We start from the raw sequence: 26,288 nt of genomic DNA on the forward strand, positions 1-26,288 counted from the left end.
AACCCTTCAAGTACGCGTATCGAACCTCCCTTTGCACTTTTGCTCCTGAGTGCTCCCGCCCGACTGCCGCTTTAGCGAGGTCGGGTTTTTTTTGCGCCGAGTTTCTTCAAAAACCAAAAAGCTTTAATGTCGCGCCCATTCGAAACGAGGCGCGCATGGGCTATCTACTGGTTGTCACCCTGATTCAGGCATTTTCCTTCAGCTTGATTGGCGAATACCTCGCCGGTCACGTCGACAGTTACTTTGCGGTGCTGGTGCGCGTGGTGCTGGCCGGGCTGATCTTTATTCCGCTGACGCGCTGGCGCTCGGTGGAGCCCGCGTTCATGCGCGGCATGTTGGTGATCGGTGCATTGCAGTTCGGCGTGACCTACGTATGTCTGTACCTGAGCTTTCGTGTGCTGACGGTGCCGGAAGTGCTGCTGTTCACCATCCTCACGCCGCTGCATGTGACCCTGATCGAGGACGCGCTTAATCGCCGCTTCAATCCCTGGGCGCTTGTGGCGGCCCTGGTGGCGGTGGGCGGTGCGGCGGTGATTCGTTTCGATCAGATCACCCCGCATTTCCTGATGGGGTTCTTGCTGCTGCAATTGGCCAATTTCACCTACGCCGCCGGGCAAGTCATGTACAAGCACCTGGTGGCGCGTTATCCCAGTGACCAGCCGCACTTCCGGCGTTTCGGTTATTTCTACCTGGGCGCCTTGATGGTGGTGTTGCCGGCGTTCCTGCTGTTCGCCAAGGCTGACTTCCTGCCGCAAGCGCCGCTGCAATGGGGCGTGCTGGTGTTCCTCGGAGTGGTCAGTACCGCGCTGGGCATGTACTGGTGGAACAAGGGCGCCTGCCTGGTCAATGGCGGCACCCTGGCGGTGATGAACAACCTGCATGTGCCGGTGGGGTTGCTGCTGAACCTGCTGATCTGGAACCAGCACGAACCTCTGGGCCGTCTGGCCCTGGGCGGTCTGGTGATTCTGGGGGCGGTGTGGATCAGCCGGCTGGGTGTGCGCCGGGCGGTGCCGTCGCCATCGTGATCACCACTTTGCCTTTGGCACGGCCTTGTTCGACGTAGTCCAGGGCCGCGGCTGTGGATTCGAAAGGGAAGGTTCGGTCGATGACCGGCCGGATAATCCCCGACTCGACCAGCGTGGTGATTTCATCCAGTTGCGCGCCACTGGCCCGCATGAAGACAAAGTCATAGCTCACGCCTTGCTTGCGCGCTTTCCTGCGGATACTGCTGCTCAACACACCCATGACCAGGCCCAATAACCAGGGCAGGTTCTGGGCGCGGGCGAAGGCGGGCGTCGGTGGGCCGGAGATGGAGATGAGCTGACCGCCGGGCTTGAGAATCTTCAGTGACTTGGCCAGCGCATCTGGGCCCAGGCTGTTCAGCACCACATCGTAATCCCGCAGCACGGTCTCGAAGGCTTGCTGTTTGTAGTCGACCACCACATCTGCGCCCAACGCTTTGACCCACTCCACATTGGCGGTGCTGGTGGTGGTCGCGACAAAAGCGCCCAAATGCTTGGCCAACTGGATGGCGATACTGCCCACCCCGCCTGAGCCCGCATGAATGAACACTTTCTGGCCTTTCTTCAGCTTCGCGGTTTCCACCAGCACCTGCCACGCCGTGAGCGCGACCAGGGGCAGGGCCGCGGCTTGCTCCATGGTGATGTTGTCGGGTTTGCGCGCCAGTGCGTCTTCGTGCACGGCAATCCGCTCGGCGAAGGTGCCGATACGTTGCTGGGGCGGGCGAGCGTAGACTTCGTCCCCCGGCTTGAAGCGTCGTACCGCCGCGCCGACGCTGAGCACCACGCCGGCCAGGTCATTGCCCAGTGTCAACGGCAACGCATAGGGCAGGATCAGTTTGAATTCGCCCTTGGCGATTTTTGCATCCAGCACATTGACGCTGCTGGCCCGCACCTGAACCAGCACGTCATGCTCACCCACAACAGGCGCGGGGGCCTCGGTGAGGCGGCCGGGCTGTTTGCCGTACCGTTCGATGGAAAATGCCTTCATGGTTCAACGCTCGTTGCTTCGGTGAGAAGGGGCAGGCGCGCAGCACGCCTGCTACCGGTTGTTCAGGCGTTGGCCAGGTAACGCTCGGCAACCTGGGACTGCTTGATCTGTGCCAGCAAGCCTTGCCGCGCAGCCTGCAACGCGTCCCAACGGGCGCCGTCCTGCAACGGCGGAATGGTCACCGGCTCGCGGCGATCAAAACCCACCAACGCCGCGTCCACCAGATCGCCCACTTCCATCACGTCCGTGAGGGTGTTGATGTCAATGCCCGCCCGCTCCCAGATCTCGGTACGCGTGGCGGCGGGCAGCACGGCTTGCACGTACACGCCTTTGGGCGCCAGCTCCAGGCTCATGCCCTGGGACAGGAACAGCACGAACGCCTTGGTCGCGCCGTATACCGTCATGCCGAATTCCGGGGCCAGGCCCACTACCGAGCTAATGTTGATGATAGCGCCGTTGCCCGCTGCCGCCAGGCGCGGGGCGATGGCACTGGCCAGGCGCACCAGTGCAGTGGTGTTGAGGGCGACCAACTGCGCGACGCTGTCGGTGGACTGTTCGATAAAACCGCCGGACTGCGCGGCGCCGGCATTGTTGACCAGGGTGCCAATGTTGGCGTCCTCGCGCAGGCGCGCTTCAACTGCTGCCAGGTCAGCGGTCTGGGTCAGGTCGGCGGGGAGGATATCAATGCTGACGGCATGCTGTTCGCGCAGTCGGGCAGCGAGCGCTTCCAGGCGCGTGATGTCACGGGCGACCAGTACGAGGTCGTGGCCGCGTGCGGCAAAGCGTTCGGCGTAGGCGGCGCCAATGCCGGTCGAAGCGCCAGTGATCAGAACGGTGTTGGAAGTACTCATGGTGTGATGCTCTGTGAGTGCGAGGAGGTTTTATGATGTCGATCATAATCAAAGCTGTCAACGGTTTTGATTATGATCGACATCATAGTAATATGCCTATCTCGCACGCTGTCAGGACCACAGACATGAAGATCACCAAGGCGCAGTCACAGAGCAATCGGGCCCATATCGTCGCGACAGCTTCCGAGTTGTTTCGCGAGCGGGGTTTCGATGGGGTGGGCGTGGCCGAGTTGATGGCTGCGGCCGGTTTTACCCAAGGCGGCTTTTACAAGCACTTCGGTTCCAAGGCGGACTTGATGGCGGAAGCAGCCGCTAACAGCCTGGCGCAGTCACTGGCCGACAGCGCGGAGAGGGAGGTGGAGCAGTTTTTCGAGGTTTACCTGTCCAGGCAGCACCGCGACCATCGCGGCGGCGGATGCACATTGGCGGCGTTGTGTGCCGATGCCGCCCGTCAGTCGGACACGCTGAAGGCGACCTTTGCCGAGGGTTTGGAAAATACCCTGCAGGCCCTGGAGGCAAAGTACAACGCGGCTCATGACGGGCCAAAAGAAGACGTGCGGGCGAAAATGCTCGACAGCATGGCCCATGCCATCGGCGCAATCATGTTGTCGCGGGCGTGCCCGGATGATTCCGCCCTGGCCGATGAAGTGCTTGGGGTGTGCCGCAAGGAGATTACGGCATCACTGCCGTAATCCCGCGTGCATCACCTCATGCCGTTTCGGCCACGGGTACCTGAGTGGCCCCGGCCAATGCAGGCAGCACGCCGGCCCGCAGGTCGTTGCCGCTCGGCTGTTGATACAGGCTCAGCCCGAACTCCGGCAACACTGCCAATAGATAATCGAAGATATCGCCTTGGATCCGCTCGTAATCGCCCCACGCCGTGGTGCGGGTAAAGCAGTAGATCTCCAGCGGCACGCCCTGGGCGGTGGTTTGCATCTGGCGCACCATGCAGGTCATGTTCGGCTGGATGTCCGGGTGGCTTTGCAGGTACGCCAGGGCGTAGGCGCGGAAGGTGCCGAGGTTGGTCATGCGCCGACGGTTGGCCGACAGTTGCGCGCTGTGGCCCTGGGCCTCGTTCCAGGCCTTGAGTTCGGCCTGTTTGCGGCTGATGTAGCCGCTGAGCAAGTGCACCTGGGTCATGCGCACTTCTTCCTCATCGTTCAGGAAGCGTACGCCGCTGGCGTCGATGTACAGGCTGCGCTTGATACGGCGCCCACCGGAGGCCTGCATGCCACGCCAGTTCTTGAACGACTCGGACATCAGGCGCCAGGTGGGGATGGAGACGATGGTCTTGTCGAAGTTCTGCACCTTCACCGTGTGCAGCGTGATATCCACCACATCGCCATCGGCCCCGACCTGGGGCATTTCGATCCAGTCACCGACGCGCAGCATGTCGTTGCTGGTCAATTGCACACTGGCGACGAACGACAGCAGGGTGTCCTTGTACACCAACAGAATCACCGCCGACATCGCACCCAGGCCTGAGAGCAGCAACAGTGGCGAGCGGTCGATCAGGGTGGCGACGATGATGATCGCGCCGAACACGAACAGCACCATTTTCGCCAATTGCACATAGCCCTTGATCGAGCGGGTGCGTGCGTGTTCGGTGCGTGCGTAGATATCCAGCAGCGCGTTGAGCAGGGCACTCATGGCCAAAACCATGAACAGAATGCTGATCGCCAGGGCGACGTTGCCGATGAACAGGATGGCGGTCTTGCTCAGGTCCGGCACCAGGTACAGACCGAACTGGACCACCAGCGACGGCGTCATTTGCGCCAGGCGATGGAAGACTTTGTTATGCCGCAGGTCGTTCAGCCAGTGCAGGGCCGGCTGCCGGCCGAGCAATTTGACCGCGTGCAGGATGAGGTAACGGGCGACCCGTCCCACCACCAATGCCACCACCAGCAACACCAGCAAGCCGAGGCTGGAATGCAGGACCGGGTGTTCATCTAGGGCGCCCCAAAGGTCTTGGACGTTGAGCCAGAGCTGTTTGATATCCATGCGTGAACCGATTCTTCTGTAAGACAACACGGGGCGATTAGAGCATTTAAGTGCAACAAAGTTGACGCTCTGGACAAAATCGCTGACAAAAAAGCAGCTGATTAGCCCCGTTCGCGTAAAGAAACTCGGTTTGGGCGCCCGAAACCGGTAACCTATGCAGCTGATATTTGTATTTCTTCGAGGTAGCACCCGTGTTTTCCCAATTCGCCCTGCACGAACGCCTGCTTAAAGCCGTGGCCGAGCTTAAATTTGTCGAGCCTACGCCTGTGCAAGCAGCGGCCATCCCGCTCGCGCTGCAAGGGCGTGACCTGCGGGTGACGGCGCAAACCGGCAGCGGCAAGACCGCCGCTTTCGTCCTGCCGGTACTTAACCGCCTGATCGGCCCGGCCAAAGTGCGCGTCAGCATCAAGACCCTGATCCTGCTGCCGACCCGCGAGCTGGCCCAGCAGACCCTGAAGGAAGTCGAGCGCTTCTCGCAGTTCACCTTCATCAAGTCCGGCATCATTACCGGTGGCGAAGACTTCAAGGTCCAGGCCGCGATGTTGCGCAAGGTACCGGACATCCTGATCGGCACCCCAGGGCGCATGATCGAGCAGCTCAACGCTGGCAACCTCGACCTCAAGGAAGTCGAAGTGCTGGTGCTCGACGAAGCCGACCGCATGCTCGACATGGGCTTTGCCGATGATGTGCAACGTCTGGTCGGTGAGTGCGTCAACCGCCAGCAGACCATGCTGTTCTCCGCCACCACCGGTGGTTCGACCCTGCGCGACATGGTCGCCAAGGTGCTGAACAACCCTGAGCACTTGCAGGTCAACAACGTCAGCGACCTGAACGCCACCACGCGTCAGCAGATCGTCACCGCTGACCATAACGTGCACAAAGAACAGATCCTGAACTGGTTGTTGGCCAACGAGACCTACCAGAAGGCCATCGTGTTCACCAACACCCGTGCCGCCGCCGACCGTATCTACGGGCGCCTGGTTGCGCAGGAATACAAGGCGTTCGTGCTGCACGGCGAGAAAGACCAGAAGGACCGCAAGCTGGCCATCGACCGTCTCAAGGCGGGCGGCGTGAAGATTCTGGTGGCCACCGACGTCGCCGCGCGCGGCCTCGACGTCGACGGCCTGGACCTGGTGATCAACTTCGACATGCCCCGCAGCGGCGACGAATACGTGCACCGTATCGGCCGTACCGGACGGGCCGGCAACGATGGCCTGGCTATCTCGCTGATCTGCCACGGCGACTGGAACCTGATGTCGAGCATCGAACGCTACCTGAAGCAGTCGTTCGAGCGCCGCACCATCAAGGAAGTCAAAGGCACGTACACCGGGCCGAAGAAGGTCAAGGCGTCGGGCAAGGCCGTTGGCGTGAAGAAGAAAAAGACCGACGCCAAGGGCGACAAGAAGAAAACCGGCGCCAAGTCGCCGACCAAGCGCAAGATCGCCAACCGGCCGAAGACCGACAACCTGTCGCTCGTCAGCAAGGACGGCATGGCGCCGCTCAAGCGCCGCAAGCCAGAAGCACCGGCTGCCGAATAAGCAGGCGGGCCTAAAAAAACCGGACGATGTCCGGTTTTTTTTCGCCATCAGCGTCGCGCTGTGCTCAACGCTTCCCCGCAGCTTCTCTGAGCTCCTTGAGCCGCGCATCGATCAACTGGCACTTGTCGGGAAACTCGGCGCTTTCGGTATCCAGGTCCATCTTCTGTAACTGGTCATTCATCTCCTTGGCCTTGGTCGGGTTCTGCTCGGTGAGCTTGGACACTTCCTTGGCCAGTTCCTCCCGCTTGGTCGTGGCCTCCTCGGGCGTGCAGCCCCAGGCGGGCAGGGCGCTTATCAGCGTGGCGGCGAGAGTCAGCTTCATCAAGGTTTTCATGGTCGGACTTCCTTGGCAGTGATGTGCAGTTGAGGTGGCAAACCTCTGCAAAGTTCAGAGAAATGACGCCCGTCCGTTTGGTTGAACGGCCCGTGCCGGAACGTGTCACTCCCTAAGACGGGCTAACTCCATCGGCCTGCAGGAGGAATCAGGATGACGACTTACAATTGGGATCTGATCGAACGTCTGCTGCATGAAGTGCAGAACGGCGAGGGCAGCTTTGCCCCGCGCAAATACGCCGAACAGGAAGCGGCCGAGAAGGCGACGGCCGGCGAGGACACTGGCAACCTGGACGCGCTGAAGAAGACCGCTGCCGACTACGAGGCGCTGCTGTTCAAGCGTGGCTTTATTGAGTCTCGGCCTGAGGAAGAGGGCGGCAATGGCGAGAACTTCATCCTGACGGCGCTGGGGGCGCAATTGCTGGCGCTGATCGACAGTTCGATTCCGGGCAATGATCATCCGCGTCAGGTGTTGGATGAACAAGCGGATGCGCTTGATCCGGCAACGTTCGCGGAAGTGGCCTCAAAAGCCCAGATCGCCTGATCCTCTTATGCCCCCGGCGCCCCTGAGGGTGCCGGGTGAACCTGTCGAATCGGTAATCTGCCGCTAAGGTTGCTGACAGCCGGCGACTCCTAATCTGCTGCCATTCAACTCACGGACTTGAATCGGCATGCACTCCACAACCTCCAGACGCACATTCGTCAAAGGCCTGGCCGCAGGCGGCCTGTTGGGCGGGCTCGGGCTTTGGCGCCCCCCTGTGTGGGCACTGATCAGCCCCGGCCAGCCCACGGTGCTCGCCGGCAGCGAGTTTGACCTGTTTATTGACCAGACCCCGGTCAACCTGACAGGCCAACCGCGCACCGCGTTGACCGTCAACGGCAGCCTGCCCGGCCCGCTGTTACGCTGGCGGGAGGGCGACACCGTGACCCTGCGCGTGAAAAACCGCCTTGGCGAGCCCACTTCGATCCACTGGCACGGCATCCTGTTGCCATCGACCATGGACGGCGTGCCCGGCCTGAGCTTCAAGGGCATCGAACCGGGCGGCCTTTACGTTTACCAGTTCAAGGTCAAGCAGCACGGCACCTACTGGTACCACAGCCATTCCGGGCTTCAGGAGCAGCAGGGCGTGTACGGTCCGCTGGTTATCGATCCCAAGGAACCCGAGCCTTATAGCTACCAGCGCGATTACGTGGTGATGCTGTCGGACTGGACCGACGAAGACCCCGTCGCCCTGATGAAAACCCTCAAGAAGCAGTCCGATTACTACAACCTGCACAAACCCACCCTGGGCGATTTTATCCGGGATGTGGGCAAGCAGGGCTGGTCGGCCACGGCTGCCGACCGGCTGATGTGGGCGCAAATGAAGATGAACCCCACCGACCTTGCGGACGTCAGCGGCGAGACCTACACCTACTTGGTCAACGGCCAGCCGCCTGGACAGAACTGGACCGGAGTGTTCAAGGCGGGGGAAACGATTCGCCTGCGTTTTATCAATGGCTCGGCGATGACCTATTTTGATGTGCGCATTCCAGGGTTGAAAATGACCGTCATCGCCGCGGATGGTCAGCCGGTAAAGCCGGTAAGTGTCGACGAGTTCCGTATCGCCGTGGCGGAAACCTACGACGTGCTGGTCGAGCCTGTGGCAGAGGCTTACACGCTGTTTGCTCAGTCCATGGACCGCACAGGCTATGCCCGTGGCACCCTCGCCCGGCAGATGGGAGCGACCGCCTCAGTTCCACTGCTTGATCCGCGCCCGTGGCTGACCATGGAGGACATGGGCATGGGCGGCATGGACCACGGTGCCATGGCCGATATGCCGGGCATGGAAGGCATGGATCACAGTGCCATGGGCGCGATGGCGATGCAGAAACACCCCGCCAGCGAGCAGAACAACGCGCTGGTAGACATGCAGGCGATGAACCCGGTGCCCAAGCTGGACGACCCTGGAATCGGCCTGCGCCACAATGGCCGCCGGGTGCTCACCTATGCCGACCTGCGCAGTACCTTCGAAGACCCCGATGGCCGCGACCCCTCCCGCACCGTCGAATTGCATCTCACCGGGCATATGGAAAAGTTCGCCTGGTCGTTCAATGGCGTGAAGTTTTCCGATGCCGAGCCCTTGCAACTGACTTATGGCGAGCGCGTGCGGGTGGTGCTGGTCAACGACACCATGATGGCCCACCCGATTCACCTGCATGGCTTATGGAGCGACCTGGAGGACGAAAACGGCCAGTTCCTGGTGCGCAAACACACCATCGACATGCCACCGGGCTCCCGTCGCAGTTACCGCGTCACCGCCGATGCCTTGGGGCGCTGGGCCTATCACTGCCACCTGCTGTACCACATGGAAATGGGCATGTTCCGCGAGGTGCGCGTGCATGAATAAGGAAGCGAGCATGAACCGTTGCGTCTCGTCCCTTTGCATCGCTTTCGCCACGCTGGGGTTCGCCCCATGGGCGTTGGCGGCCGAGGATGAATTTCAGGGCATGAGCCCGGCGACGCCAGCGCTGACGCAAAGCCGTACGCCGATTCCGGCGCTGACCGACGCAGACCGTGCAGCGGTCTACAACGCGCCGGGAGGGCATCAGGTGCACGACAGCGGCGTCAACTCGATGCTACTGGTCAACCAGTTGGAATGGCAGGGTGGCGACGGCAACGCGCAGACTTGGGACATCAAGGGTTGGGTCGGCGGTGACATCGACCGGTTGTGGCTACGCAGTGAAGGCGAACGCAGCGCCGGCCGCACTGAAAGCGCCGAAGCCCAAGCGTTATGGGGGCACGCAATCAGCCCGTGGTGGGATGTGGTCGGCGGCGTGCGCCAGGACTTCAAGCCCGGTGCTAGCCAGAGCTGGGCGGCCTTTGGCCTACAAGGCATGGCGCTCTACAACTTCGAGGCCGAAGCCACGTTGTTTGTCGGCGAATCGGGGCATACCGCCGCACGCCTTGAGGGTGACTACGACATTCTGCTCACCAATCGCCTGATCCTGCAGCCGACCGCCGAACTCAACTTCTATGCGCAGAACGATCCGCAACGCGGCGTTGGTTCGGGCTTGGCGGAAAGTGAACTGGGCCTGCGCTTGCGCTACGAAGTTCGGCGCGAGTTTGCGCCTTATGTCGGTCTCAGCTGGAACCGCACTTATGGCCAGACCGCGCAATACGCACGGGACGAAGACGAAGACGTTAACCAACTGCACTGGGTGGTTGGCGTGCGCCTATGGTTCTGACCGCAAGCATCCATCAAGACTGTGCGCTTTTCAGGCATTTGAGCGCCTGGAAGTCGCTGCGGACCTTGTCGATTTTCTGGGTGAGTTTCACGCGCTGCGCTGGGGAGCTTTGGGCCATCACGTCCACGAGCAAGCCGCGCGCGGCGGCTTCGGTCTGTGCGTAGGCGGCGCGGTATTGCGGGGCCCACAGGCTTTCGCGGTCCACCAGCAGTTGCTGGATTTTCTGCGGGAAATCGGCATTGTGGCGTTGTTGCAGCGCCTCGATAAATTGCGCCTGCCAATGGGCGCGGTTGCCGATCCACGCTTGGTTTTGCGCGCCCAACTCGGCCGACCAGGCCGTGACGCGGTTTTGCTGGCCTGGGCTCAACGGGCCGATCCAGGCGTCCAGGCGCTTGCTCATACGCTCGGCGCGTTCCTTGATTTGTTGAGCCAGTGGTGGCTTGAGGTATTCGTCCTGGCGCTTGCGCAGGTCCTTGGCCAGAGCATCGCTCATGTCTTTGACCTGCTGATCGTCCAGGCCTTGCAGCAATTGCACAGCTGAGGGCGTGATTTCCCGAGCAATCTCGGCAATTGCCTGTTTGGCTTCGACAGTACGGGTTTGCAATGCGGCGTCGGTGACCTGGTTACTGTCGACCATCTGCTGCAGGCGGTCGAGCCAGTCCAGGTAGCCAGGCAATTGCGTGGTGCAGTGCCAGGCCAGGTGTTCCTTGAGGGTGTCGTTGAACCAGCTCTTTTGCCCGGCATTCATGTCCAGGTAGTCGTTGAGGGTCCAGGGGATGATCACGTCGAGGTTACGGTAGGCCAGGCCCACGCGATTGCAGCCGGCGAGCACCAGGCTCAGGGTCAGCAGTACCATCAGGAGTTTGAGCCGGCGCAACATGGGCAGGTCCTTGCATGGAGGGCGTTAATGCATGTGAACCTGCGCGGGGTGCGACAGTTCAGCCCATCAATAAAACGACCGCGCGGCCTTCAAGGTCAACAGCCCATCACATTGCGAGTTGTGTCCGGAGTAGGCCGAGCAGTCACTGCCGCTGAGGCTGGAGCCGCTGTAGATCAGGTCCAGGTCAATGCCTTTCCAGGCCCGGGAAAACTGCACCGACCAATCGCTGAAACTGCTGATGGCGCCGTTCTCTACCGAGACCGGTGTGCCCAGTTGATGGGTGGTGTACTTCATGCTGACGCCGATGCCGAAAGGCTGGGTACCGCCCAGGTCGGCAAACAGGGTACTGTCCTGGCGGTCGGGGTCGTTGCTGAAGGACACGCCAAAGCGGTTGCCCAACAGGTTCAGCCCGCCGTAGAACTCCTGGCTGTCGAGGGGGCTGACCTTGGGGTAGCTGTAGTGGATCAAGCCGACTTCGTAGCCCAGGGTCTGGTCGAACGGACGCTTGAAGCCCATGTAGGAGTCGACTTCAAGGTTATTGGCCGACGACAGGCCCATGTTTGGGGAAAACTGGCCGAAATACAGGCCGCTGTCGTGGGTAAGGTCCAGGCCACCGTGGAACGAGTCGCTGCCAGGGGCGGTCGGCTTGACCAGGCCCTGGGCCATGGTGCGGCTGGGGGTGGTGCCTAATTTCAGGTCGAAGTCACCCAGTTCACGCTGGAAGATATGCGCTTGGGCCAAAGGGCTGGCGACCAGGAGGCTGACCACGAAAATACAGCGTTTAAGCATGCTTCACTCCATGAAAAGCGAGGAGCAGTAACGGAAAGATTCAGGCGGATGCCCGTGCTAGACGTGTGCAAGGATACCGGCGAATGCCTGGCGTTGAGGCCCGTTCGTCGATTAGCTGCGTATTGAAGGTGTGAGGAGGGGGTTGCAACTCTAGTCCTAGCGCCTTGAAGGCAAGACGCTTAGGGACCAGATACAGTGCGAGGGTATGACTATTACTTCTTGCCCAGGCTGATCTGCTTGGACGGGCCGAAAGTCTGGCCGCTCACGCCCTTGGCAATTTGCTGGATTTCGCCGCCGGACTTGAGGAACGCAGCAATCTGGCTATTGATCGATTCGCTGGTTTCAACGGCGGGAGCTGGCTTTGCTTTGCTGTTGGATGCTTTTACACGCATGGCGGCCACTAACCTGTAGAAAATTAACTTGGCCAGGCATCGTACAGGAAATACTTGACAATTGCTTGGCAAATATCCCTCAGGATTAATATCCAGCGCTGGAAATAGCCGAAGTTCAACGCCGAAATAAAGCGCTAACTTACTGTTTTAGCTGGAAACCACAGGCCGGGTGGCCCGCTGATGGCCTGCTCAAAGTGAACCGAACGATCAGACGAGTGGGGCGCTGCCATTGGAACGCCATGCCAGCCCGCGATTTTTCAGGCGCGCGCGCGTGCAGGGCCCAACTCGGGTAGAATGCCGCCCACGCAATGAGGGTATTGGAAATGGCTTTAGTCGGGCGCTACAACAGCTTGCAAGTGGTCAAGCACACTAACTTTGGTTTGTACCTCGATGGTGCGCAAGATGGGGAAATCCTCTTGCCTAATCGGTATATCCCTAAAGATATTCCCAGTGAAGATGAAGACTGGCTCAACGTTTTCATTTATCTGGACAGCGATGACAAACTTATCGCCACCACCGAAAAACCCAAAGTTCAAGTCGGTGAATTCGCCAGTTTGAAAGTTGTGGAAGTCAACAGCATTGGCGTATTCCTTGATTGGGGTTTGCCCAAGGATCTGCTGCTGCCGTATTCGGAAGAAAAACGCCAGCTGACCGCAGGTGAGTATTGCGTGGTGCACGTCTACCTCGACAAGCACACCAAGCGCATCACCGCCACCGCTCGCCTTGACCGTTACCTGGACAAGACGCCAGCCAACTACCAGGTGGGCCAGGAAGTCGACCTGCTGGTGGCCGAAGCCACCGACATGGGCTTCAAGGCGATCATCAACAACAAGCACTGGGGCCTGATCCACAAGAACGAAGTGTTCAAGTTCCTGCGTCCGGGCAAGGAAGAGAAGGGTTTCATCAAAGAGATCCGCGCCGATGGCAACATCAGCCTGAGCCTGCAACCGGTGGGCCAGGAAGCGGCCTCCAGCCTGAACTCGAAGATCCTCGCCAAGTTGCGTGACAACAACGGCACCCTGCCGGTCAGCGACAAAAGCGACCCGGCGGTGATCAGCAACTTGTTCGGCGTGAGCAAGGGCAACTTCAAGAAGGCCATTGGTGCGCTCTACAAGCAAGGGCAGATCGTGATTCATGCGGACCGCATTGAACTAAGCTGAGTACAGGCTGCTCTCCTGTAGGAGCGAGCTTGCTCGCGAAAATATTCCAGGCGCAGTGTGGCGTCGGATGTACGTTTTTCGCGAGCAAGCTCGCTCCTACAGGGTTGTGTCATGTCGAAAAGAACGGTTTTTGCCTACCTCGGCACCTTGCTCGCCTTCCTGGTCCTCGACGGCCTCTGGCTTGGCGTGCTCATGGGCTCCACCTATAAATCCCTGCTCGGCACGCTGATGCTTGATCAGCCACGCCTGTTGCCTGCGATATTGTTCTATCTCCTGTATGTCCTCGGTTGCGTGGTGTTGGTGATCTTGCCCAGCGCCAGTTGGCAGCGCGCTGCGCGTTTGGGCGCCTTGCTTGGCTTGGTGGCCTATGGCACCTATGACCTGAGCAACTGGGCCACGCTTCAAGGCTGGTCCGCCGGGTTGGCGCTGATGGACATGGCGTGGGGCACGTGCCTAACCGCCATTTGCTGCACCGCTGGCCACTTGTGTGCAAATCGGCTGCGGCGGTAGAGGGCGGTTGATCAGTACTGAACCGGCTAATAACAACCCGGTACCGGCAGCGACCAACGCCGGTTGCAGGCCGCCACTGAGGTGGCTGCTGACCGACGCCAATAGTGGCCCGCTCAATTGGCCGACGGCGAAGCTGGCGGTCAGCAGCCCCGTGCTGCGTTGGTAGCCATGGGGTGCGACCTCCCTTAATCGCGCCATCACCAACTGCATGCAGGCCAAAAATGGCGCACCGCACAGCAACACGCCCAGCGCCAAGCCCCAGCCATTGCCCAGCAGGCAGGCAAATACCCCGGCCGCTTGCAGCCATAAAGTCGCCATCAGCCAGCGACGGGTGGTGTTCGGGTGCTTGCGGCGCAGGCTGGCCACCCCCACTCCCAGCGCGGCCGCCAGGCCAAAGCAGGGCCAGAACAGATCGGCCTGCCAGGCCCCGTTGAATTGAGCGCTGGCCATCTGCGACAGAAAAGTCGCGGGGATGATGTAGCCCAGGCCGTACAGGAAATAAATCCAGCACAGGTGCGCGATGCTGCCGTTGCTCCCCGCGCTGGAGATCTGGGTAACAGTGACGGCCGGCTTGGGTAAAAACGGCAGGATCGCCAGCAGCATCACCAGCGCTACCGTCCCGTAGAGCAACCACAGCGTGGCAGAGCTTTGCCCTAATAGGTTGGAAACCAACGCCAGCAGCCCCGTCAGCACAATCCCCAACCCCGGCCCTGCAAACACCAACGCACCCAGGCGCGGGCGGCCGGCGGCAATCGCCAGTGGCTGGCTCAGGCTGGTAATCATCACCAGGGCCCAGGCACTGGCGACCCCGGCGCCAAAGCGCAGCAACAAGTGCGGCCAGAACCCGTTAGCCCAGTAGGACGCCAGGGTCAGCAATACGCACAGCCACAAGCCGCCGTAGAGGCGCCCGCGCACATGCTGATGACTACGGGCAAAGATCGAGTCCACCGCGCCGACGAAATAACCCAGGTAATTGGCGGCAGCGAGCAGGCCGGCGCCGGTCAGGTCGATCTGGCCTTCACTGAGCAAATGCGGCATTTGCGGAGTCAGGGCGAAGCGGCCAATGCCCATGGCCATCATCAGGGCGACGGAGCTGGCGAGTAAACGAATCAGCGGGGACATGTTCAGGTTTCCTGCAAAGAAGCGAATGCCTTGCAGGCTAAGACGGATTGACTTTCTGTAAAATTGAATAATAGTGAGTAACTTGTTCAGTTTTGGAGAAAGTAATGGAGTTCAGTCAATTGCGCATTTTCCAGGCTGTGGCGGAAGAGGGCTCCATTACCCGTGCCGCCGAGCGCCTGCACCGCGTGCCGTCCAACCTGTCGACCCGGCTTAAACAAATGGAAGAGCAATTGGGTGTCGACCTGTTCGTGCGCGAGCGCCAGCGTTTGCAGCTTTCTCCGGCGGGCAAGGTACTGCTGGACTACAGCACTCGCCTGCTGGCGCTGCATGATGAAGCCCACGGCGCCGTACAAGGCGGGCAACCGGCCGGTGATTTCGTATTGGGCAGCATGTACAGCACCGCCGCAGTTCATTTGCCGAAGCTGCTGGCGCGCTATCACAAGACTTACCCCATGGTGAACCTTCAGGTGCAGTCGGCACCCAGTGGGGAGTTGCTGGAAGGGCTGATTACCGGGCGCCTGGACGCAGCCTTCGTCGACGGCCCGCTGACCATCACCACCCTGGATGGCGTACCGCTGTGCGAAGAGCGCCTGGTGCTGATTTGCGAGGCCGATCATCCGCCGGTGCGTGGCCCCCAGGATGTGGCGGGCCGTGCGGTGTTCACGTTCCGGCGCAGTTGCGCCTACCGCACGCGCCTGGAAACCTGGTTTTCCCATGAGCGAGTGGCGATGGGGCGGGCGATCGAGATCGAGTCCTACCAAGGCATGCTCGCTTGCGTGATCGCAGGTTCCGGCGTGGCGTTGATGTCTGAATCCATGCTCGCAAGCCTTCCCGGCAAGGACAGCGTGTCCGTTCATCCGCTGACCGGGCCTTTTGCCACTGCGACCACCTGGCTGATGTGGCGAAAGGGTATGCTCGGCGCTAACCTCAATGCATGGATCGACCTGCAGCAAGACGGCAACCCACTGTGCGTGCAAGACACTCGCGCGATTGCTTGAACGATCCGTCAGGATTCGGATCAATTCAGTAATAGTTCGTTGTGGTTTCCTTCAAGCATTACCTAGGACTTAGGGCTACTATCACTGTAGGAAACGGCGACAGAACTCACGCCGGCCAGCACTACCCTCAAAGGGGGCAATCATGAAAGAGAAAATCCAAAACTGGCTCCACGACCTTGGCGTTGCGTTGGGCTTGATCGAGCCTCCGCTGCAACCGGTGCCGATTCGCACGGATGACGAGCAACGTCGGCCCCGTCGCCGCTAAAGAATGTGGGAGCGGGCTTGCTCGCGAAAGCGGTGTATCAGCCAACGGAAAGGTTGAATGACACACCGCTTTCGCGAGCAAGCCCGCTCCCACAGTTGTATTGCACTAGGCGAAAAAAACGGGCGCGACCTCCGACGTCGCGCCCGCTGAAGAAAATATCCCCGTCCCTGTTATAGCTCAAACCACCGCAGCCGCCACCTTGGCCGGCCGACGCGACAGCAAACTCACCAGTACAAAGCTCACCAGCGCCACTGCCAGGCTGTAGTAGATCGGCGTGTTTGCATCCAGCCCATCCTTGAACATAAACACCAGCGCGGTCACAAAGCCCAGGCTCATGGACGTGATTGCGCCCGAGGTGGTCGCGCGCTTCCAGAAGATCGCGCCGATCAAGGGTACCAACATACCGCCCACCAACAGGTTATAGGCCAGCGTCAGGGCGCTGATCACATCGTTCACCACCAATGCGATACCCAGCACGGCAATGCCGGTCAACAGGGTGAACAGGCGGTTGATGCGCAGGCTCGACGCCTTGCCGCCGCGCAGGCGGGGCAGCAGGTCTTCGGTCAACACAGTGGAGGCGGCGAGCAGGCCGGCGCTGGCGGTGGACATCATGGCGGCCAGCGCGGCGGCGATGACCAGGCCGCGAATGCCGTCCGGCAGCGAAGCTTTGACGATCGCGGCGAAGGCATTGTTGACGTTGTCCAGGTCCGGGATCAGCACATGGGCAGCCATGCCGATCAGCGCACAGGCCAGGCCGTACAGGATGCAATAGAAGCCGGCGAAAGTGCCTGCGTACTGGGCGACCTTTTCGTCACGGGCGGTGAAGACCCGTTGCCAGATATCCTGGCCGATCAGGATGCCAAAGAAGTAGATCATGAAGTAGGTGATGATCGTGTCCCAGCCGATAGCGGTGAAGCTGAAGTTCGACGCCGGCAGTTTGGCCACCAGTTCATCCCAGCCACCGACGCGGTACAGGCAGATCGGCAACAGGATGAACATCAGGCCGACGGTCTTGATCACGAATTGCACAATATCAGTGAGGGTCAGCGACCACATGCCACCGATGGTCGAATACACCACCACCACGCCGCCGCCCACCAGTACCGACATCCAGAACGGCAGGTCAAACAGCACTTGCAGCACGGTGCCAATGGCCAGGATCGAGGTCACGCCGATCATCAGCGCGTAGGCCAGCATGATCACCGCGCTGGCCTGGCGGGCCATGGGGTTGTAGCGTTTTTCCAGGACCTGGGTGACGGTGAAGATTTTCAGCTTCAACAGCGGCTTGGCCAGGAACAGGTTCAGGGCAATGATGCCCGCGCCGAGCGCGGCGCACAGCCAGAAACCCGAAATACCATGCACATACCCCAGGCGCACGGTGCCAACGGTGGAGGCACCGCCCAGCACCGTAGCGGCCATGGTGCCCATGTACAGTGACGGGCCGAGGTTACGGCCGGCGACCAGGTAGTCTTCGTGGGTTTTGGCGCGACGCATGCCGTAGTAGCCGAGCACCAGCATGCCGGCGGCGTAGATGAGTACGACGAATAAATCCAAAGCCATGACGGCGGTTCTCCGATTATATTTTTTATGGGCGATCAGGCGGCAGCTGGCTCGGTAAACACGCGAGCGAAAGTCAGGTACATCGTTGTCGGGGATCTGTGCGATCCCCTTGGTTCTGAGTGTGAAGACGCGGTTTTTATTGTTCTCAGCGCATTCGCCTTATCAGCGATGCGCGACGCCAGGCAGTACGCAGAGCATCTCGTACAGCAAGTTGGCGCCCAGCAACGAGGTATTGCCGGTGGTGTCGTAAGGCGGCGAAACTTCTACCAGGTCGCAACCAATCAGATCGAGGCCCTGGCAGCCACGGATGATTTCGATGGCCTGGATGGTGGTCAGCCCGCCGATTTCAGGGGTGCCGGTGCCGGGCGCCCAGGCGGGGTCGATGCCGTCGATGTCAAAGCTCAGATACACCGGGCCGCCGCCGACTTTTTCCCGCACTTCGGCCATCAGCGGCGCGAGGGAGTGATGCCAGCATTCTTCGGCCTGGACCACACGGAAGCCTTGCTTGCGGCTCCAGTTGAAGTCTTCGGCGGTATACCCCTGGGCGCGCAGGCCGATCTGCACCACGCGGTCGCAATCGAGCAAGCCCTCTTCCACGGCGCGGCGGAAGGTGGTGCCGTGGGCAATTTTCTCGCCGAACATATGGTCGTTGACGTCGGCGTGGGCGTCGATGTGCACCAGCCCGACCTTGCCATGTTTTTTGTGGATCGCCCGCAGGATCGGCAGGGTGATGGTGTGGTCGCCACCCAGGGTCAGGGGGATGACGTTGTGCTCGAGGATCTCGTCGTAGGCTTCTTCGATGATGCGCACCGCGTCGAGCAGGTTAAAGGTATTGATCGCCACGTCGCCGATATCGGCCACCGACAATGAGTCGAAGGGGGCAGCGCCGGTGGCCATGTTATAGGGGCGGATCATCACCGACTCGGCACGGATTTCCCGTGGGCCGAAGCGCGTACCGGCGCGCAGCGAGGTGCCGATATCCAGAGGCACGCCGACGAAGGCGGCGTCCAGGCCCTTGGCGGTTTGCAGGTGGGGAAGGCGCATCATGGTGGCGATGCCGGCGAAGCGCGGCATTTCGTTGCCGCCCAGTGGTTGGTGGAAAATCTTGTCCACGGGATTGCCTCATCGTTGTTTTGTTTATTGATGGCCGATTCTGCGAAAAGCCTGGCTTAGGAAGAATCGGCAGAGGCAAATACTTAGTTCAGATTTTTCTAAACTAAAGCCTGGGGTAAACTCCATGGTCTCTGTAGGAGCGAGCTTGCTCGCGAAAAACGTCAACGATGATGCGCACATCCGGAATGTACGCGGCGTTCTCAGGTTTTTCGCGAGCAAGCTCGCTCCTACAGTTGATCGTTCCCACGCTCTGCGTGGGGATGCATCCTGTGATGCTCTGCGTCACGCTTCATTGGAGCCCCCATGGCCAACGCCTTGCCCGACCTGAAACTCCTGCGCATCTTCGTCAGCGTCGTGCGCCACCAAGGGTTTGCCAACGCCCAGCACGAGCTCAACCTGTCGACGTCGGCCATCAGCACCTACATGAGCCAACTCGAGTCAGCCTTGGGCCTGGTGCTGTGCCATCGTGGCCGTGGCGGCTTCAGCCTGACCAGCAAGGGCGAGCTGTTTCATCAGGAAACCCTGCGCCTGTTGGGCGAACTCGAAGGTTTCGAGCAATACGCCGCTGCGTTGAAAGGCGAATTGCGCGGCACCCTCAAGCTCGGGGTGCTCGACTCCACCGTCAGCGACAAGGCCTTGCCGTTCGCCGAAGTGATTGGCGCCTACAGCCTGGAGCACCCGGCAGTGCATTTACACCTGTCGGTGATGAGCCCCTACGAATTGCAACTGGGGGTCCAGGACAATCGCCTGGACCTGGCCATCGGTGCGTTCTCCAACCGTATGAGCGGGCTGGTCTACATGCCGCTGTACCGCGAACAGCACTGGTTGTATTGCAGCAACCGGCACCCATTGTTCAACGAGCGGCGCATCCCGGAACAAGTGATCACCCAGCAACGCATGGTCGGGCGAGGTTACTGGAGCCAGGCCGAGCTGGCGCGCCACGGCTTCAAGCACAGCGCTGCCACGGTGGAAAGTATGGAGGCGCAACTGATTCTGGTGCTGTCGGGCGCTTATATTGGCTACCTGCCCGAACACTACGCCCAGGCCTGGGCTGACAAGGGCGACCTGCGCGTTTTGCTGCCGGCCACCTTCGGCTACCAGGCGCCGTTTTCGCTGATCATGCGCCGTGGCCGCAGCCGCGAGCCCCTGATCCAGACCTTCCGCGATTTGCTCAAGACCCAGCTCAACCAGGCCTGAACACACCATGTCCCGACCCCATTGCCCGCGCTGCCTGCGCCCGACCACGCACTGCCTGTGTGCGCTGATCCCCCACCTCGACAGCCGCACCCGCGTGTTGGTGTTGCAGCACCCGAGCGAGGTCGGCCATGCGCTCAATACTGCGCGGCTGGCGGCGTTGGGCCTGAACAACGCGCAGTTGGTGGTGGGGGAGGTGTTTGATGACCTGGCGACGCTATTGAACCCGCCTGGCTATCGGGCACGCCTGTTGTTTCCGGCGGATGAAGCCGAGCCGCTGCACGCCTACGCACCTGACGATCAGCCACTGCTGTTGGTGGTTCCCGATGGCACCTGGCGCAAGGCGCGCAAACTGCTGCACCTCAACCCCTTGCTGGCGGCGTTGCCCCGGGTGACATTGGCCGAAGGCGGCGTTTCCCGCTATCGCTTGCGCAAGGCGCCGGGGCCTGGCGCCTTGTCGACGGTCGAAGCAATCACGCAAGCGTTGCAGGTATTGGAAGCGCCGACGTCGTTTGAGCCACTGCTCAAACCCTTTGAAGCGCTGATCGAAGGGCAGATTGCTGCGATGGGCGATGAAGTATTCCAGCGCAACCATGGCGACCCGACATAAACCCGGCTTATGCCTTTAAGCCATAAGCACCACACTTTGCGTGATATGGCCCGCCGGCCTTTCCCGGTATGATGTGCGCCCCGCAGTCTGGATTGCGAATACGCCATGACCTTGCAGTACCCAACAATCGCCGATTGTGTCGGCAACACGCCCCTGGTCCGCTTGCAACGCATGGCGGGTGAAACCAGCAATACCCTGTTGCTCAAACTCGAGGGCAACAACCCGGCCGGCTCCGTCAAAGACCGCCCGGCACTGTCGATGATCGCCCGCGCCGAGTTGCGTGGGCAGATCAAACCCGGCGACACCCTGATCGAAGCCACCTCCGGTAACACCGGGATCGCCCTGGCCATGGCCGCAGCGATCAAGGGTTACAAGATGGTGCTGATCATGCCCGACAACGGCAGTGCCGAGCGCAAGGCGGCGATGACCGCCTATGGTGCCCAACTGATCCTGGTGACTCAGGAAGAAGGCATGGAAGGCGCCCGCGATCTTGCCGAGCGCATGGCCGCCGAAGGCCGTGGCGTGGTGCTCAATCAGTTCGCCAACGGCGACAACCCCGAGGCGCACTACACCAGCACCGGCCCGGAGATCTGGCGCCAGACCCAGGGCACCATCACCCACTTCGTCAGCTCCATGGGCACCACCGGTACCATCATGGGCAACTCGCGCTACCTCAAGGAGCAGAACCCAGCGATTCAGATCGTCGGCCTGCAACCGATGGAAGGCGCGGCCATCCCGGGTATTCGTCGTTGGCCCGAAGAATATTTGCCGAAGATCTACAACGCCACGCGGGTAGACCGCATCATCGACATGGCCCAGCGCGAAGCCGAAGACACCACGCGCCGCCTGGCCCGTGAAGAAGGCATCTTCTGCGGCGTGTCCTCCGGTGGCGCCGTGGCCGGTATGTTGCGCTTGTCCAAAGAAGTGGAAAACGCGGTGATCGTCGCGATCATCTGTGACCGAGGCGACCGTTACCTGTCGACCGGCATTTTCGACGAACCCAACTGATGGCCAAGCACGAGAGAGGCTTGCGCTTCCAGCCAACGGGCGGCAGCCGGGCCCCGCAGATCCCGGTGGGCAAGAAACAACGCCTGACCATCGAGCGCCTGGCCAATGATGGCCGAGGCATCGTGTTCTTTGAAGGCCGCACCTGGTTTGTGAATGGTGCGTTGGCCGGCGAAGAGGTGGAAGCACGGTTGTTGGGCGCCCATGGCAAAGTGGTCGAGGCGCGCACCGAGCGGGTGTTCCAGGCGAGTGAGCTGCGGCGCCCTGCGCCCTGCGCTCATGTTGGCCGCTGTGGCGGCTGCAGCGTGCAGCATCTGCCTCACGACCAGCAACTTGCCCTGAAACAGCGCATGCTCGCCGAGCAACTGTCGCGGGTGGCAGGTGTCGAACCGCAAGAGTGGGCCGCGCCGTTGAGCGGGCCGGAGTTCGGTTATCGGCGCCGCGCCCGCGTAGCCGTGCGTTGGGACGCCAAGGCGAAGCAACTCGAAGTGGGTTTTCGCGCCGTGGCCAGTCAGGACATCGTCGCTATCGATGATTGCCCGGTGCTGGTACAGGCCTTGCAACCGATCATGCAGCGTTTGCCAACGATGCTGCGTCGCTTGAGCAAACCGCAGGGGTTGGGGCATGTCGAGTTGTTCAGCGGCTCGTCCATCGCCGTGTTGCTGCGGCATATGGCGCCGTTGTCCGAGACTGACCTGCAGATCCTCAAGGAATTCTGCACCTTCCATGACGCCCAATTGTGGCTGCACGGGGAAGGGCAGCCGGAGCCCGTCGAGCCGGGTCAGGCCCTGGGCTTCCGTTTGGAGGCGTGGGATCTGGAGCTGGCGTACCGTCCGGGCGACTTTGTGCAGGTCAACGCCGGGGTCAATCAGGCGATGGTCGCCCAAGCGCTGCAATGGCTGGCGCCACAAGCCGACGAACGGGTACTGGACCTGTTTTGCGGCCTGGGCAATTTCGCCCTGCCACTGGCTCGCCACGTACGCGAAGTGGTGGCGGTGGAGGGCGTACAGGCCATGGTGGACCGTGCGGCCCTCAATGCCGTCAGCAACCATTTGCATAACGCACAGTTTTTTCAGGCCGATTTGTCCCAGCCTTTGACCGACGCAGAATGGGCCAAACAGGGCTTTTCTGCGGTACTCTTGGACCCACCCCGCGATGGTGCCCTGGAGGTTGTGCGCAAACTCGCCGCCTTGGGGGCCAAGCGCCTGGTGTATGTGTCCTGCAACCCAGCCACGCTGGCGCGGGACACGGTTGAGTTGGTCAAGCAAGGCTACCGGCTAAAGCGTGCCGGGATCCTCGACATGTTTCCGCAGACCGCGCATGTCGAGGCCATGGCGTTATTTGAAGCGGGCTAGGATGCCCGTTTAATCCGACTGGCCTGCGTTCTCCAGGGCCTGAACACTGCCACGGAGCTCGCAGTAAAGTCGGCGATGATTTTGGCGCATCGAAGGTGCGTCGTAGGGAAGGTAAGCAAGATGGTACAGGTGAGAGCACACCAGCCGATCAACACCGACGGCAGTATCAATCTCGAGGCATGGCTGGATCATGCCGTCAGTGTCGACCCGGCACTGGACCGTGAAGCCTTGAAAGCAGCCTGCGAGTTCGCTCGTGAGTCTGAACAGCAAGACAATGCGGCCAAGAACCTGTGGGCCGAAGGCACCTCAAGTTTTCGCACTGGCCTGGAAATCGCCGAGATCCTGGCCGATCTCAAGCTGGACCAGGATTCGCTGATCGCCGCCGTGCTCTATCGCGGCGTACGCGAAGGGCATATTCCGTTGGCCACCGTTGGCCAGCGTTTCGGTTCGGTGGTGGCCAAGCTGATCGACGGCGTGCTGCGCATGGCGGCCATTAGCGCCAGCCTCAGCCCGCGGCAGTCGATGGTGCTGGGCACCCAGGGCCAGGTAGAGAACCTGCGCAAAATGCTGGTAGCGATGGTCGACGACGTACGCGTCGCCCTGATCAAGCTGGCCGAGCGTACCTGCGCGATCCGTGCGGTGAAGACCGCCGATGACGAAAAGCGCAACCGTGTGGCCCGCGAAGTCTTCGACATCTACGCGCCGCTGGCCCATCGCCTGGGCATCGGCCATATCAAGTGGGAGCTGGAGGATTTGTCCTTCCGCTACCTGGAACCTGACCAGTACAAACAGATCGCCACGCTGCTGCATGAGCGGCGCCTGGACCGCGAGCGCTTTATCAGCGACGTGATGGGCCAGTTGCGTTCGGAGCTGCAGGCCACCGGCGTGGACGCGGACATCAGCGGCCGCGCCAAGCACATCTATTCCATCTGGCGCAAAATGCAGCGCAAGGGCCTGGCCTTCAGCCAGATCTACGACGTGCGTGCGGTGCGCGTGCTGGTGCCGGAAATGCGCGACTGCTACACCGCGCTGGGTATCGTCCACACCCTGTGGCGCCACATCCCCAAGGAATTTGACGACTATATCGCCAACCCCAAGGAAAACGGCTACCGCTCGCTGCACACCGCCGTGATCGGCCCTGAAGGCAAGGTGCTGGAAGTGCAGATCCGCACCCACGCCATGCACGAAGAGGCCGAGCTGGGGGTGTGCGCGCACTGGCGCTACAAGGGCACCGACGTCAAGGCCGGGTCCAACCAGTACGAAGAGAAGATCTCCTGGCTGCGCCAAGTGCTGGAATGGCACGAAGAACTCGGCGACATCGGCGGCCTGGCCGAGCAACTGCGGGTGGATATCGAGCCGGACCGGGTCTATATCTTCACGCCTGACGGCCACGCCATCGACTTGCCCAAGGGCGCCACGCCGCTGGACTTTGCCTACCGCGTGCACACCGAAATCGGGCATAACTGCCGCGGCGCCAAGATCAACGGGCGCATCGTGCCGCTCAACTACAGCCTGCAAACCGGTGAACAGGTCGAGATCATCACCAGCAAGCACGGTACGCCGAGCCGCGACTGGCTGAACCCGAACCTGGGTTACATCACCACTTCGCGGGCGCGGGCGAAGATCGTCCACTGGTTCAAGCTACAGGCGCGTGACCAGAACGTCGCCGCCGGCAAGACCTTGCTTGAACGCGAACTGGCGCGCCTGGGCCTGCCTCAGGTGGACTTCGACAAGCTGGCCGAAAAGGCCAACATGAAGATCGCCGAAGACATGTTTGCCGCCCTCGGCGCGGGCGACCTGCGCCTGGCGCAACTGGTCAACCTGGCCCAGCAACTGGTCGAGCCTGAGCGCGGCAACGAACAGCTGGAGCTGATCCCGCGCAAAGCCACTGGCTACAAGCCGGGCAAGCGTGGCGATATCCAGATCCAGGGCGTGGGCAACCTGATGACGCAAATGGCCGGCTGCTGCCAGCCGTTGCCGGGCGACGCCATTGTCGGCTACATCACCCAGGGCCGTGGCGTGAGCATTCACCGCCAGGACTGCGCCTCGGTGCTGCAGTTGGGCGGGCGCGAACCGGAGCGGATCATCCAGGTCAGCTGGGGGCCGGTGCCGGTGCTCACGTATCCGGTGGACATTATCATCCGTGCCTACGACCGTTCCGGCTTGCTGCGTGACGTCTCGCAAGTGCTGCTCAACGAGCGGATCAACGTGCTGGCGGTCAACACCCGTTCGAACAAGGAAGACAACACTGCGTTGATGTCCCTGACCATCGAGATTCCGGGGTTGGACGCACTGGGACGGTTGCTGGGGCGGATTTCCCAGTTGCCGAACATCATCGAAACCCGGCGCAACCGCACCCCATGAATAGCTGGATGGGCGCGAACTGAATTGTGTTAGCTGCTTCATGTGGGAGCTGGCTTGCCTGCGATAGCATCACCTCGGTTTAACTGAAGCACCGAGTCGCGAGCATCGCAGGCAAGCCAGCTCCCACATTGGATTTTCAGCGGAAAGAGATACGATGTATTCACTCGAAGACCTGCTGCACCTGATGAGCCGCCTGCGCGACCCGCAATACGGCTGCCCGTGGGACATCAAGCAAACCTACGCGACCATCGTCCCGCACACGCTGGAGGAGGCCTATGAAGTGGCCGACGCCATCGAGCGCGGCGATTTCGATCACCTGCAAGGTGAGTTGGGCGACCTGCTGTTCCAAGTGGTGTATTACAGCCAACTGGCGCGGGAAGAAGGGCGCTTCGAATTTGCCGGCGTGATCGACGGCATCACCCGTAAGTTGATTCGCCGGCATCCTCACGTGTTCCCAACCGGCGACCTGTACGCACCGCTGGATATCCCGCAGTTGAGCGAAGAACAGGTCAAGGAACGCTGGGAGCAGATCAAAGCTGAGGAGCGCGCAGAAAAGTCCGACGCTCCCGAGCAACTCTCCCTGCTCGATGATGTGCCCACCGCCTTACCGTCGTTATCCCGTGCGGCCAAATTACAAAAGCGCGCCAGCCAGGTCGGTTTCGACTGGCCGTCCGCGTTGCCGGTGGTGGATAACGTGCGCGAAGAGTTGGACGAAGTGCTCGAAGCCATGGCCGATAACGACTCGGCAGCCATCGCCGATGAAGTCGGCGACCTGCTGTTTGCCGCGGTCAACCTGGCCCGTCACCTCAAGGTCGACCCGGAAACCGCCTTGCGCGGTGCCAATGCCAAGTTCGAACGACGTTTCCGATTTATCGAACAGGCATTGCGCGATACGCACCAACCCATAGAAGATTGCACCCTCGAAGAGTTGGACGCCCTGTGGGGCGAAGCCAAACGCCAGGAAAAGAATGTGTCCAGCTGCGGTTGAGCAGCTGCCTAAGTGAGTAAGCACC

Annotated in this window: 26 protein-coding genes; 16 read left to right on the plus strand and 10 right to left on the minus strand. The window is 61.1% G+C overall.

Translation table 11 applies throughout. The features are described from left to right. Positions 1-155 precede the first annotated feature (155 nt). Positions 156-1,025 carry a carboxylate/amino acid/amine transporter gene (locus BMH52_RS11385; RefSeq protein ID WP_014719423.1) on the plus strand — a complete coding sequence of 290 codons (870 nt, stop codon included), beginning with the start codon at positions 156-158 and terminating at the stop codon, positions 1,023-1,025. On the opposite strand, the gene BMH52_RS11390 is transcribed toward BMH52_RS11385, so the two are convergent. Then, the gene (locus BMH52_RS11390; RefSeq protein ID WP_073843733.1) at positions 982-2,010 is read right to left on the minus strand and encodes an NADP-dependent oxidoreductase; all 1,029 of its coding nucleotides are present in this window, start codon (positions 2,008-2,010) and stop codon (positions 982-984) included. The two genes, BMH52_RS11385 and BMH52_RS11390, sit on opposite strands and share 44 nt — an antisense overlap. Positions 2,011-2,072: 62 nt before the next feature. Then, entirely contained in the window at positions 2,073-2,861 is a 789-nt protein-coding gene (locus BMH52_RS11395) for an SDR family oxidoreductase (protein ID WP_073843735.1), read from the minus strand. Positions 2,862-2,986: 125 nt separating this feature from the next. Between BMH52_RS11395 and BMH52_RS11400 the strand changes: the two genes are divergently transcribed. Further along, complete coding sequence (locus BMH52_RS11400) at positions 2,987-3,553, plus strand: TetR/AcrR family transcriptional regulator (protein ID WP_073843738.1); 567 nt, start codon at positions 2,987-2,989, stop codon at positions 3,551-3,553. Between the two features lie 16 nt (positions 3,554-3,569). Here BMH52_RS11400 and BMH52_RS11405 read toward each other — a convergent pair whose 3' ends face one another. Next, complete coding sequence (locus BMH52_RS11405; protein ID WP_014719419.1) at positions 3,570-4,862, minus strand: mechanosensitive ion channel family protein; 1,293 nt, start codon at positions 4,860-4,862, stop codon at positions 3,570-3,572. 191 nt (positions 4,863-5,053) lie between these two features. On the opposite strand from BMH52_RS11405, the gene BMH52_RS11410 reads away from it, so the two are divergent. Beyond that, complete coding sequence (locus BMH52_RS11410; RefSeq protein ID WP_003193110.1) at positions 5,054-6,400, plus strand: DEAD/DEAH box helicase; 1,347 nt, start codon at positions 5,054-5,056, stop codon at positions 6,398-6,400. 64 nt (positions 6,401-6,464) lie between these two features. Here BMH52_RS11410 and BMH52_RS11415 read toward each other — a convergent pair whose 3' ends face one another. After that, complete coding sequence (locus BMH52_RS11415) at positions 6,465-6,734, minus strand: hypothetical protein (RefSeq protein ID WP_072433675.1); 270 nt, start codon at positions 6,732-6,734, stop codon at positions 6,465-6,467. A gap of 153 nt (positions 6,735-6,887) precedes the next feature. Between BMH52_RS11415 and BMH52_RS11420 the strand changes: the two genes are divergently transcribed. From BMH52_RS11420 to BMH52_RS11430, 3 genes are all read left to right on the plus strand, one after another. Next, positions 6,888-7,277: a hypothetical protein gene (locus BMH52_RS11420; RefSeq protein WP_014719416.1), complete on the plus strand. Its 390-nt coding sequence runs from the start codon at positions 6,888-6,890 to the stop codon at positions 7,275-7,277. Between the two features lie 127 nt (positions 7,278-7,404). Next, on the plus strand, positions 7,405-9,120 hold the full coding sequence (locus BMH52_RS11425) for a copper resistance system multicopper oxidase (protein WP_073843740.1): 1,716 nt from the start codon (positions 7,405-7,407) through the stop codon (positions 9,118-9,120). A gap of 10 nt (positions 9,121-9,130) precedes the next feature. Continuing rightward, the gene (locus BMH52_RS11430; protein WP_073843742.1) at positions 9,131-9,958 is read left to right on the plus strand and encodes a copper resistance protein B; all 828 of its coding nucleotides are present in this window, start codon (positions 9,131-9,133) and stop codon (positions 9,956-9,958) included. Positions 9,959-9,971: 13 nt separating this feature from the next. Here BMH52_RS11430 and BMH52_RS11435 read toward each other — a convergent pair whose 3' ends face one another. The 3 genes from BMH52_RS11435 to BMH52_RS11445 form a co-directional block, all read right to left on the minus strand. After that, a complete protein-coding gene (locus BMH52_RS11435; RefSeq protein ID WP_073843744.1) occupies positions 9,972-10,838 on the minus strand; it encodes a DUF6279 family lipoprotein in 867 nt (288 codons plus the stop codon). A 66-nt stretch (positions 10,839-10,904) separates the two neighbouring features. After that, positions 10,905-11,627 (minus strand): TorF family putative porin, encoded by a 723-nt coding sequence (locus BMH52_RS11440; RefSeq protein ID WP_019820453.1) that lies wholly within the window; start codon positions 11,625-11,627, stop codon positions 10,905-10,907. Positions 11,628-11,839: 212 nt separating this feature from the next. Then, positions 11,840-12,019 (minus strand): hypothetical protein, encoded by a 180-nt coding sequence (locus BMH52_RS11445; RefSeq protein WP_003193095.1) that lies wholly within the window; start codon positions 12,017-12,019, stop codon positions 11,840-11,842. A 323-nt stretch (positions 12,020-12,342) separates the two neighbouring features. Here BMH52_RS11445 and BMH52_RS11450 point away from each other — a divergent pair, with 323 nt between their 5' ends. After that, the gene (locus tag BMH52_RS11450) at positions 12,343-13,179 is read left to right on the plus strand and encodes a S1 RNA-binding domain-containing protein (RefSeq protein ID WP_019820451.1); all 837 of its coding nucleotides are present in this window, start codon (positions 12,343-12,345) and stop codon (positions 13,177-13,179) included. 111 nt (positions 13,180-13,290) lie between these two features. Next, a complete protein-coding gene (locus tag BMH52_RS11455; RefSeq protein ID WP_058410744.1) occupies positions 13,291-13,689 on the plus strand; it encodes a DUF2177 family protein in 399 nt (132 codons plus the stop codon). On the opposite strand, the gene BMH52_RS11460 is transcribed toward BMH52_RS11455, so the two are convergent. Continuing rightward, positions 13,633-14,811 (minus strand): MFS transporter, encoded by a 1,179-nt coding sequence (locus BMH52_RS11460; RefSeq protein ID WP_073843746.1) that lies wholly within the window; start codon positions 14,809-14,811, stop codon positions 13,633-13,635. The two genes, BMH52_RS11455 and BMH52_RS11460, sit on opposite strands and share 57 nt — an antisense overlap. Positions 14,812-14,915: 104 nt before the next feature. Between BMH52_RS11460 and BMH52_RS11465 the strand changes: the two genes are divergently transcribed. After that, entirely contained in the window at positions 14,916-15,809 is an 894-nt protein-coding gene (locus tag BMH52_RS11465) for a LysR family transcriptional regulator (protein WP_032903115.1), read from the plus strand. A gap of 142 nt (positions 15,810-15,951) precedes the next feature. After that, positions 15,952-16,074 (plus strand): PA1414 family protein, encoded by a 123-nt coding sequence (locus BMH52_RS29560; RefSeq protein ID WP_003193089.1) that lies wholly within the window; start codon positions 15,952-15,954, stop codon positions 16,072-16,074. A gap of 177 nt (positions 16,075-16,251) precedes the next feature. Here BMH52_RS29560 and BMH52_RS11470 read toward each other — a convergent pair whose 3' ends face one another. Together BMH52_RS11470 and speB are read right to left on the minus strand one after the other, a co-directional pair. Continuing rightward, the gene (locus BMH52_RS11470) at positions 16,252-17,634 is read right to left on the minus strand and encodes a sodium:solute symporter (RefSeq protein ID WP_014719408.1); all 1,383 of its coding nucleotides are present in this window, start codon (positions 17,632-17,634) and stop codon (positions 16,252-16,254) included. 162 nt (positions 17,635-17,796) lie between these two features. Then, positions 17,797-18,747, minus strand: a complete 951-nt coding sequence (gene speB / locus BMH52_RS11475) for an agmatinase (RefSeq protein WP_014719407.1) — start codon at positions 18,745-18,747, stop codon at positions 17,797-17,799. Between the two features lie 303 nt (positions 18,748-19,050). Here speB and BMH52_RS11480 point away from each other — a divergent pair, with 303 nt between their 5' ends. The 6 genes from BMH52_RS11480 (at position 19,051) to mazG (ending at position 26,263) form a co-directional block, all read left to right on the plus strand. Continuing rightward, positions 19,051-19,944, plus strand: a complete 894-nt coding sequence (locus BMH52_RS11480; RefSeq protein WP_014719406.1) for a LysR family transcriptional regulator — start codon at positions 19,051-19,053, stop codon at positions 19,942-19,944. Positions 19,945-19,951: 7 nt separating this feature from the next. Continuing rightward, entirely contained in the window at positions 19,952-20,551 is a 600-nt protein-coding gene (locus tag BMH52_RS11485; protein ID WP_014719405.1) for a tRNA-uridine aminocarboxypropyltransferase, read from the plus strand. A gap of 105 nt (positions 20,552-20,656) precedes the next feature. Further along, positions 20,657-21,559 (plus strand): cysteine synthase CysM, encoded by a 903-nt coding sequence (gene cysM / locus BMH52_RS11490; protein ID WP_073843748.1) that lies wholly within the window; start codon positions 20,657-20,659, stop codon positions 21,557-21,559. Then, complete coding sequence (gene rlmD, locus BMH52_RS11495) at positions 21,559-22,911, plus strand: 23S rRNA (uracil(1939)-C(5))-methyltransferase RlmD (RefSeq protein ID WP_073843750.1); 1,353 nt, start codon at positions 21,559-21,561, stop codon at positions 22,909-22,911. The genes cysM and rlmD overlap by 1 nt, the downstream gene beginning before the upstream one ends. Positions 22,912-23,031: 120 nt before the next feature. Continuing rightward, on the plus strand, positions 23,032-25,275 hold the full coding sequence (gene relA / locus BMH52_RS11500; RefSeq protein ID WP_005790193.1) for a GTP diphosphokinase: 2,244 nt from the start codon (positions 23,032-23,034) through the stop codon (positions 25,273-25,275). A 154-nt stretch (positions 25,276-25,429) separates the two neighbouring features. Next, positions 25,430-26,263 (plus strand): nucleoside triphosphate pyrophosphohydrolase, encoded by an 834-nt coding sequence (mazG, locus tag BMH52_RS11505; protein ID WP_014719403.1) that lies wholly within the window; start codon positions 25,430-25,432, stop codon positions 26,261-26,263. Positions 26,264-26,288: the final 25 nt, after the last annotated feature.

This window comes from Pseudomonas sp. BTN1 (assembly GCF_001907715.1).
Lineage (GTDB): Bacteria > Pseudomonadota > Gammaproteobacteria > Pseudomonadales > Pseudomonadaceae > Aquipseudomonas > Aquipseudomonas paracarnis.

Bases quoted from the DNA above. Each gene is read 5' to 3' on its own strand.
- BMH52_RS11420 (WP_014719416.1), top strand. From the start codon at position 6,888: ATGACGACTTACAATTGGGATCTGATCGAACGTCTGCTGCATGAAGTG.
- BMH52_RS11460 (WP_073843746.1), bottom strand. From the start codon at position 14,811: ATGTCCCCGCTGATTCGTTTACTCGCCAGCTCCGTCGCCCTGATGATG.
- BMH52_RS11385 (WP_014719423.1), top strand. From the start codon at position 156: ATGGGCTATCTACTGGTTGTCACCCTGATTCAGGCATTTTCCTTCAGC.
- BMH52_RS11430 (WP_073843742.1), top strand. From the start codon at position 9,131: ATGAACCGTTGCGTCTCGTCCCTTTGCATCGCTTTCGCCACGCTGGGG.
- cysM (WP_073843748.1), top strand. From the start codon at position 20,657: ATGACCTTGCAGTACCCAACAATCGCCGATTGTGTCGGCAACACGCCC.
- BMH52_RS11455 (WP_058410744.1), top strand. From the start codon at position 13,291: ATGTCGAAAAGAACGGTTTTTGCCTACCTCGGCACCTTGCTCGCCTTC.
- BMH52_RS11485 (WP_014719405.1), top strand. From the start codon at position 19,952: ATGTCCCGACCCCATTGCCCGCGCTGCCTGCGCCCGACCACGCACTGC.
- BMH52_RS11435 (WP_073843744.1), bottom strand. From the start codon at position 10,838: ATGTTGCGCCGGCTCAAACTCCTGATGGTACTGCTGACCCTGAGCCTG.
- relA (WP_005790193.1), top strand. From the start codon at position 23,032: ATGGTACAGGTGAGAGCACACCAGCCGATCAACACCGACGGCAGTATC.
- BMH52_RS11470 (WP_014719408.1), bottom strand. From the start codon at position 17,634: ATGGCTTTGGATTTATTCGTCGTACTCATCTACGCCGCCGGCATGCTG.
- BMH52_RS11395 (WP_073843735.1), bottom strand. From the start codon at position 2,861: ATGAGTACTTCCAACACCGTTCTGATCACTGGCGCTTCGACCGGCATT.
- BMH52_RS29560 (WP_003193089.1), top strand. From the start codon at position 15,952: ATGAAAGAGAAAATCCAAAACTGGCTCCACGACCTTGGCGTTGCGTTG.
- BMH52_RS11450 (WP_019820451.1), top strand. From the start codon at position 12,343: ATGGCTTTAGTCGGGCGCTACAACAGCTTGCAAGTGGTCAAGCACACT.
- BMH52_RS11405 (WP_014719419.1), bottom strand. From the start codon at position 4,862: ATGGATATCAAACAGCTCTGGCTCAACGTCCAAGACCTTTGGGGCGCC.
- BMH52_RS11390 (WP_073843733.1), bottom strand. From the start codon at position 2,010: ATGAAGGCATTTTCCATCGAACGGTACGGCAAACAGCCCGGCCGCCTC.
- BMH52_RS11465 (WP_032903115.1), top strand. From the start codon at position 14,916: ATGGAGTTCAGTCAATTGCGCATTTTCCAGGCTGTGGCGGAAGAGGGC.
- BMH52_RS11415 (WP_072433675.1), bottom strand. From the start codon at position 6,734: ATGAAAACCTTGATGAAGCTGACTCTCGCCGCCACGCTGATAAGCGCC.
- BMH52_RS11425 (WP_073843740.1), top strand. From the start codon at position 7,405: ATGCACTCCACAACCTCCAGACGCACATTCGTCAAAGGCCTGGCCGCA.
- mazG (WP_014719403.1), top strand. From the start codon at position 25,430: ATGTATTCACTCGAAGACCTGCTGCACCTGATGAGCCGCCTGCGCGAC.
- rlmD (WP_073843750.1), top strand. From the start codon at position 21,559: ATGGCCAAGCACGAGAGAGGCTTGCGCTTCCAGCCAACGGGCGGCAGC.
- BMH52_RS11440 (WP_019820453.1), bottom strand. From the start codon at position 11,627: ATGCTTAAACGCTGTATTTTCGTGGTCAGCCTCCTGGTCGCCAGCCCT.
- BMH52_RS11400 (WP_073843738.1), top strand. From the start codon at position 2,987: ATGAAGATCACCAAGGCGCAGTCACAGAGCAATCGGGCCCATATCGTC.
- BMH52_RS11480 (WP_014719406.1), top strand. From the start codon at position 19,051: ATGGCCAACGCCTTGCCCGACCTGAAACTCCTGCGCATCTTCGTCAGC.
- BMH52_RS11445 (WP_003193095.1), bottom strand. From the start codon at position 12,019: ATGCGTGTAAAAGCATCCAACAGCAAAGCAAAGCCAGCTCCCGCCGTT.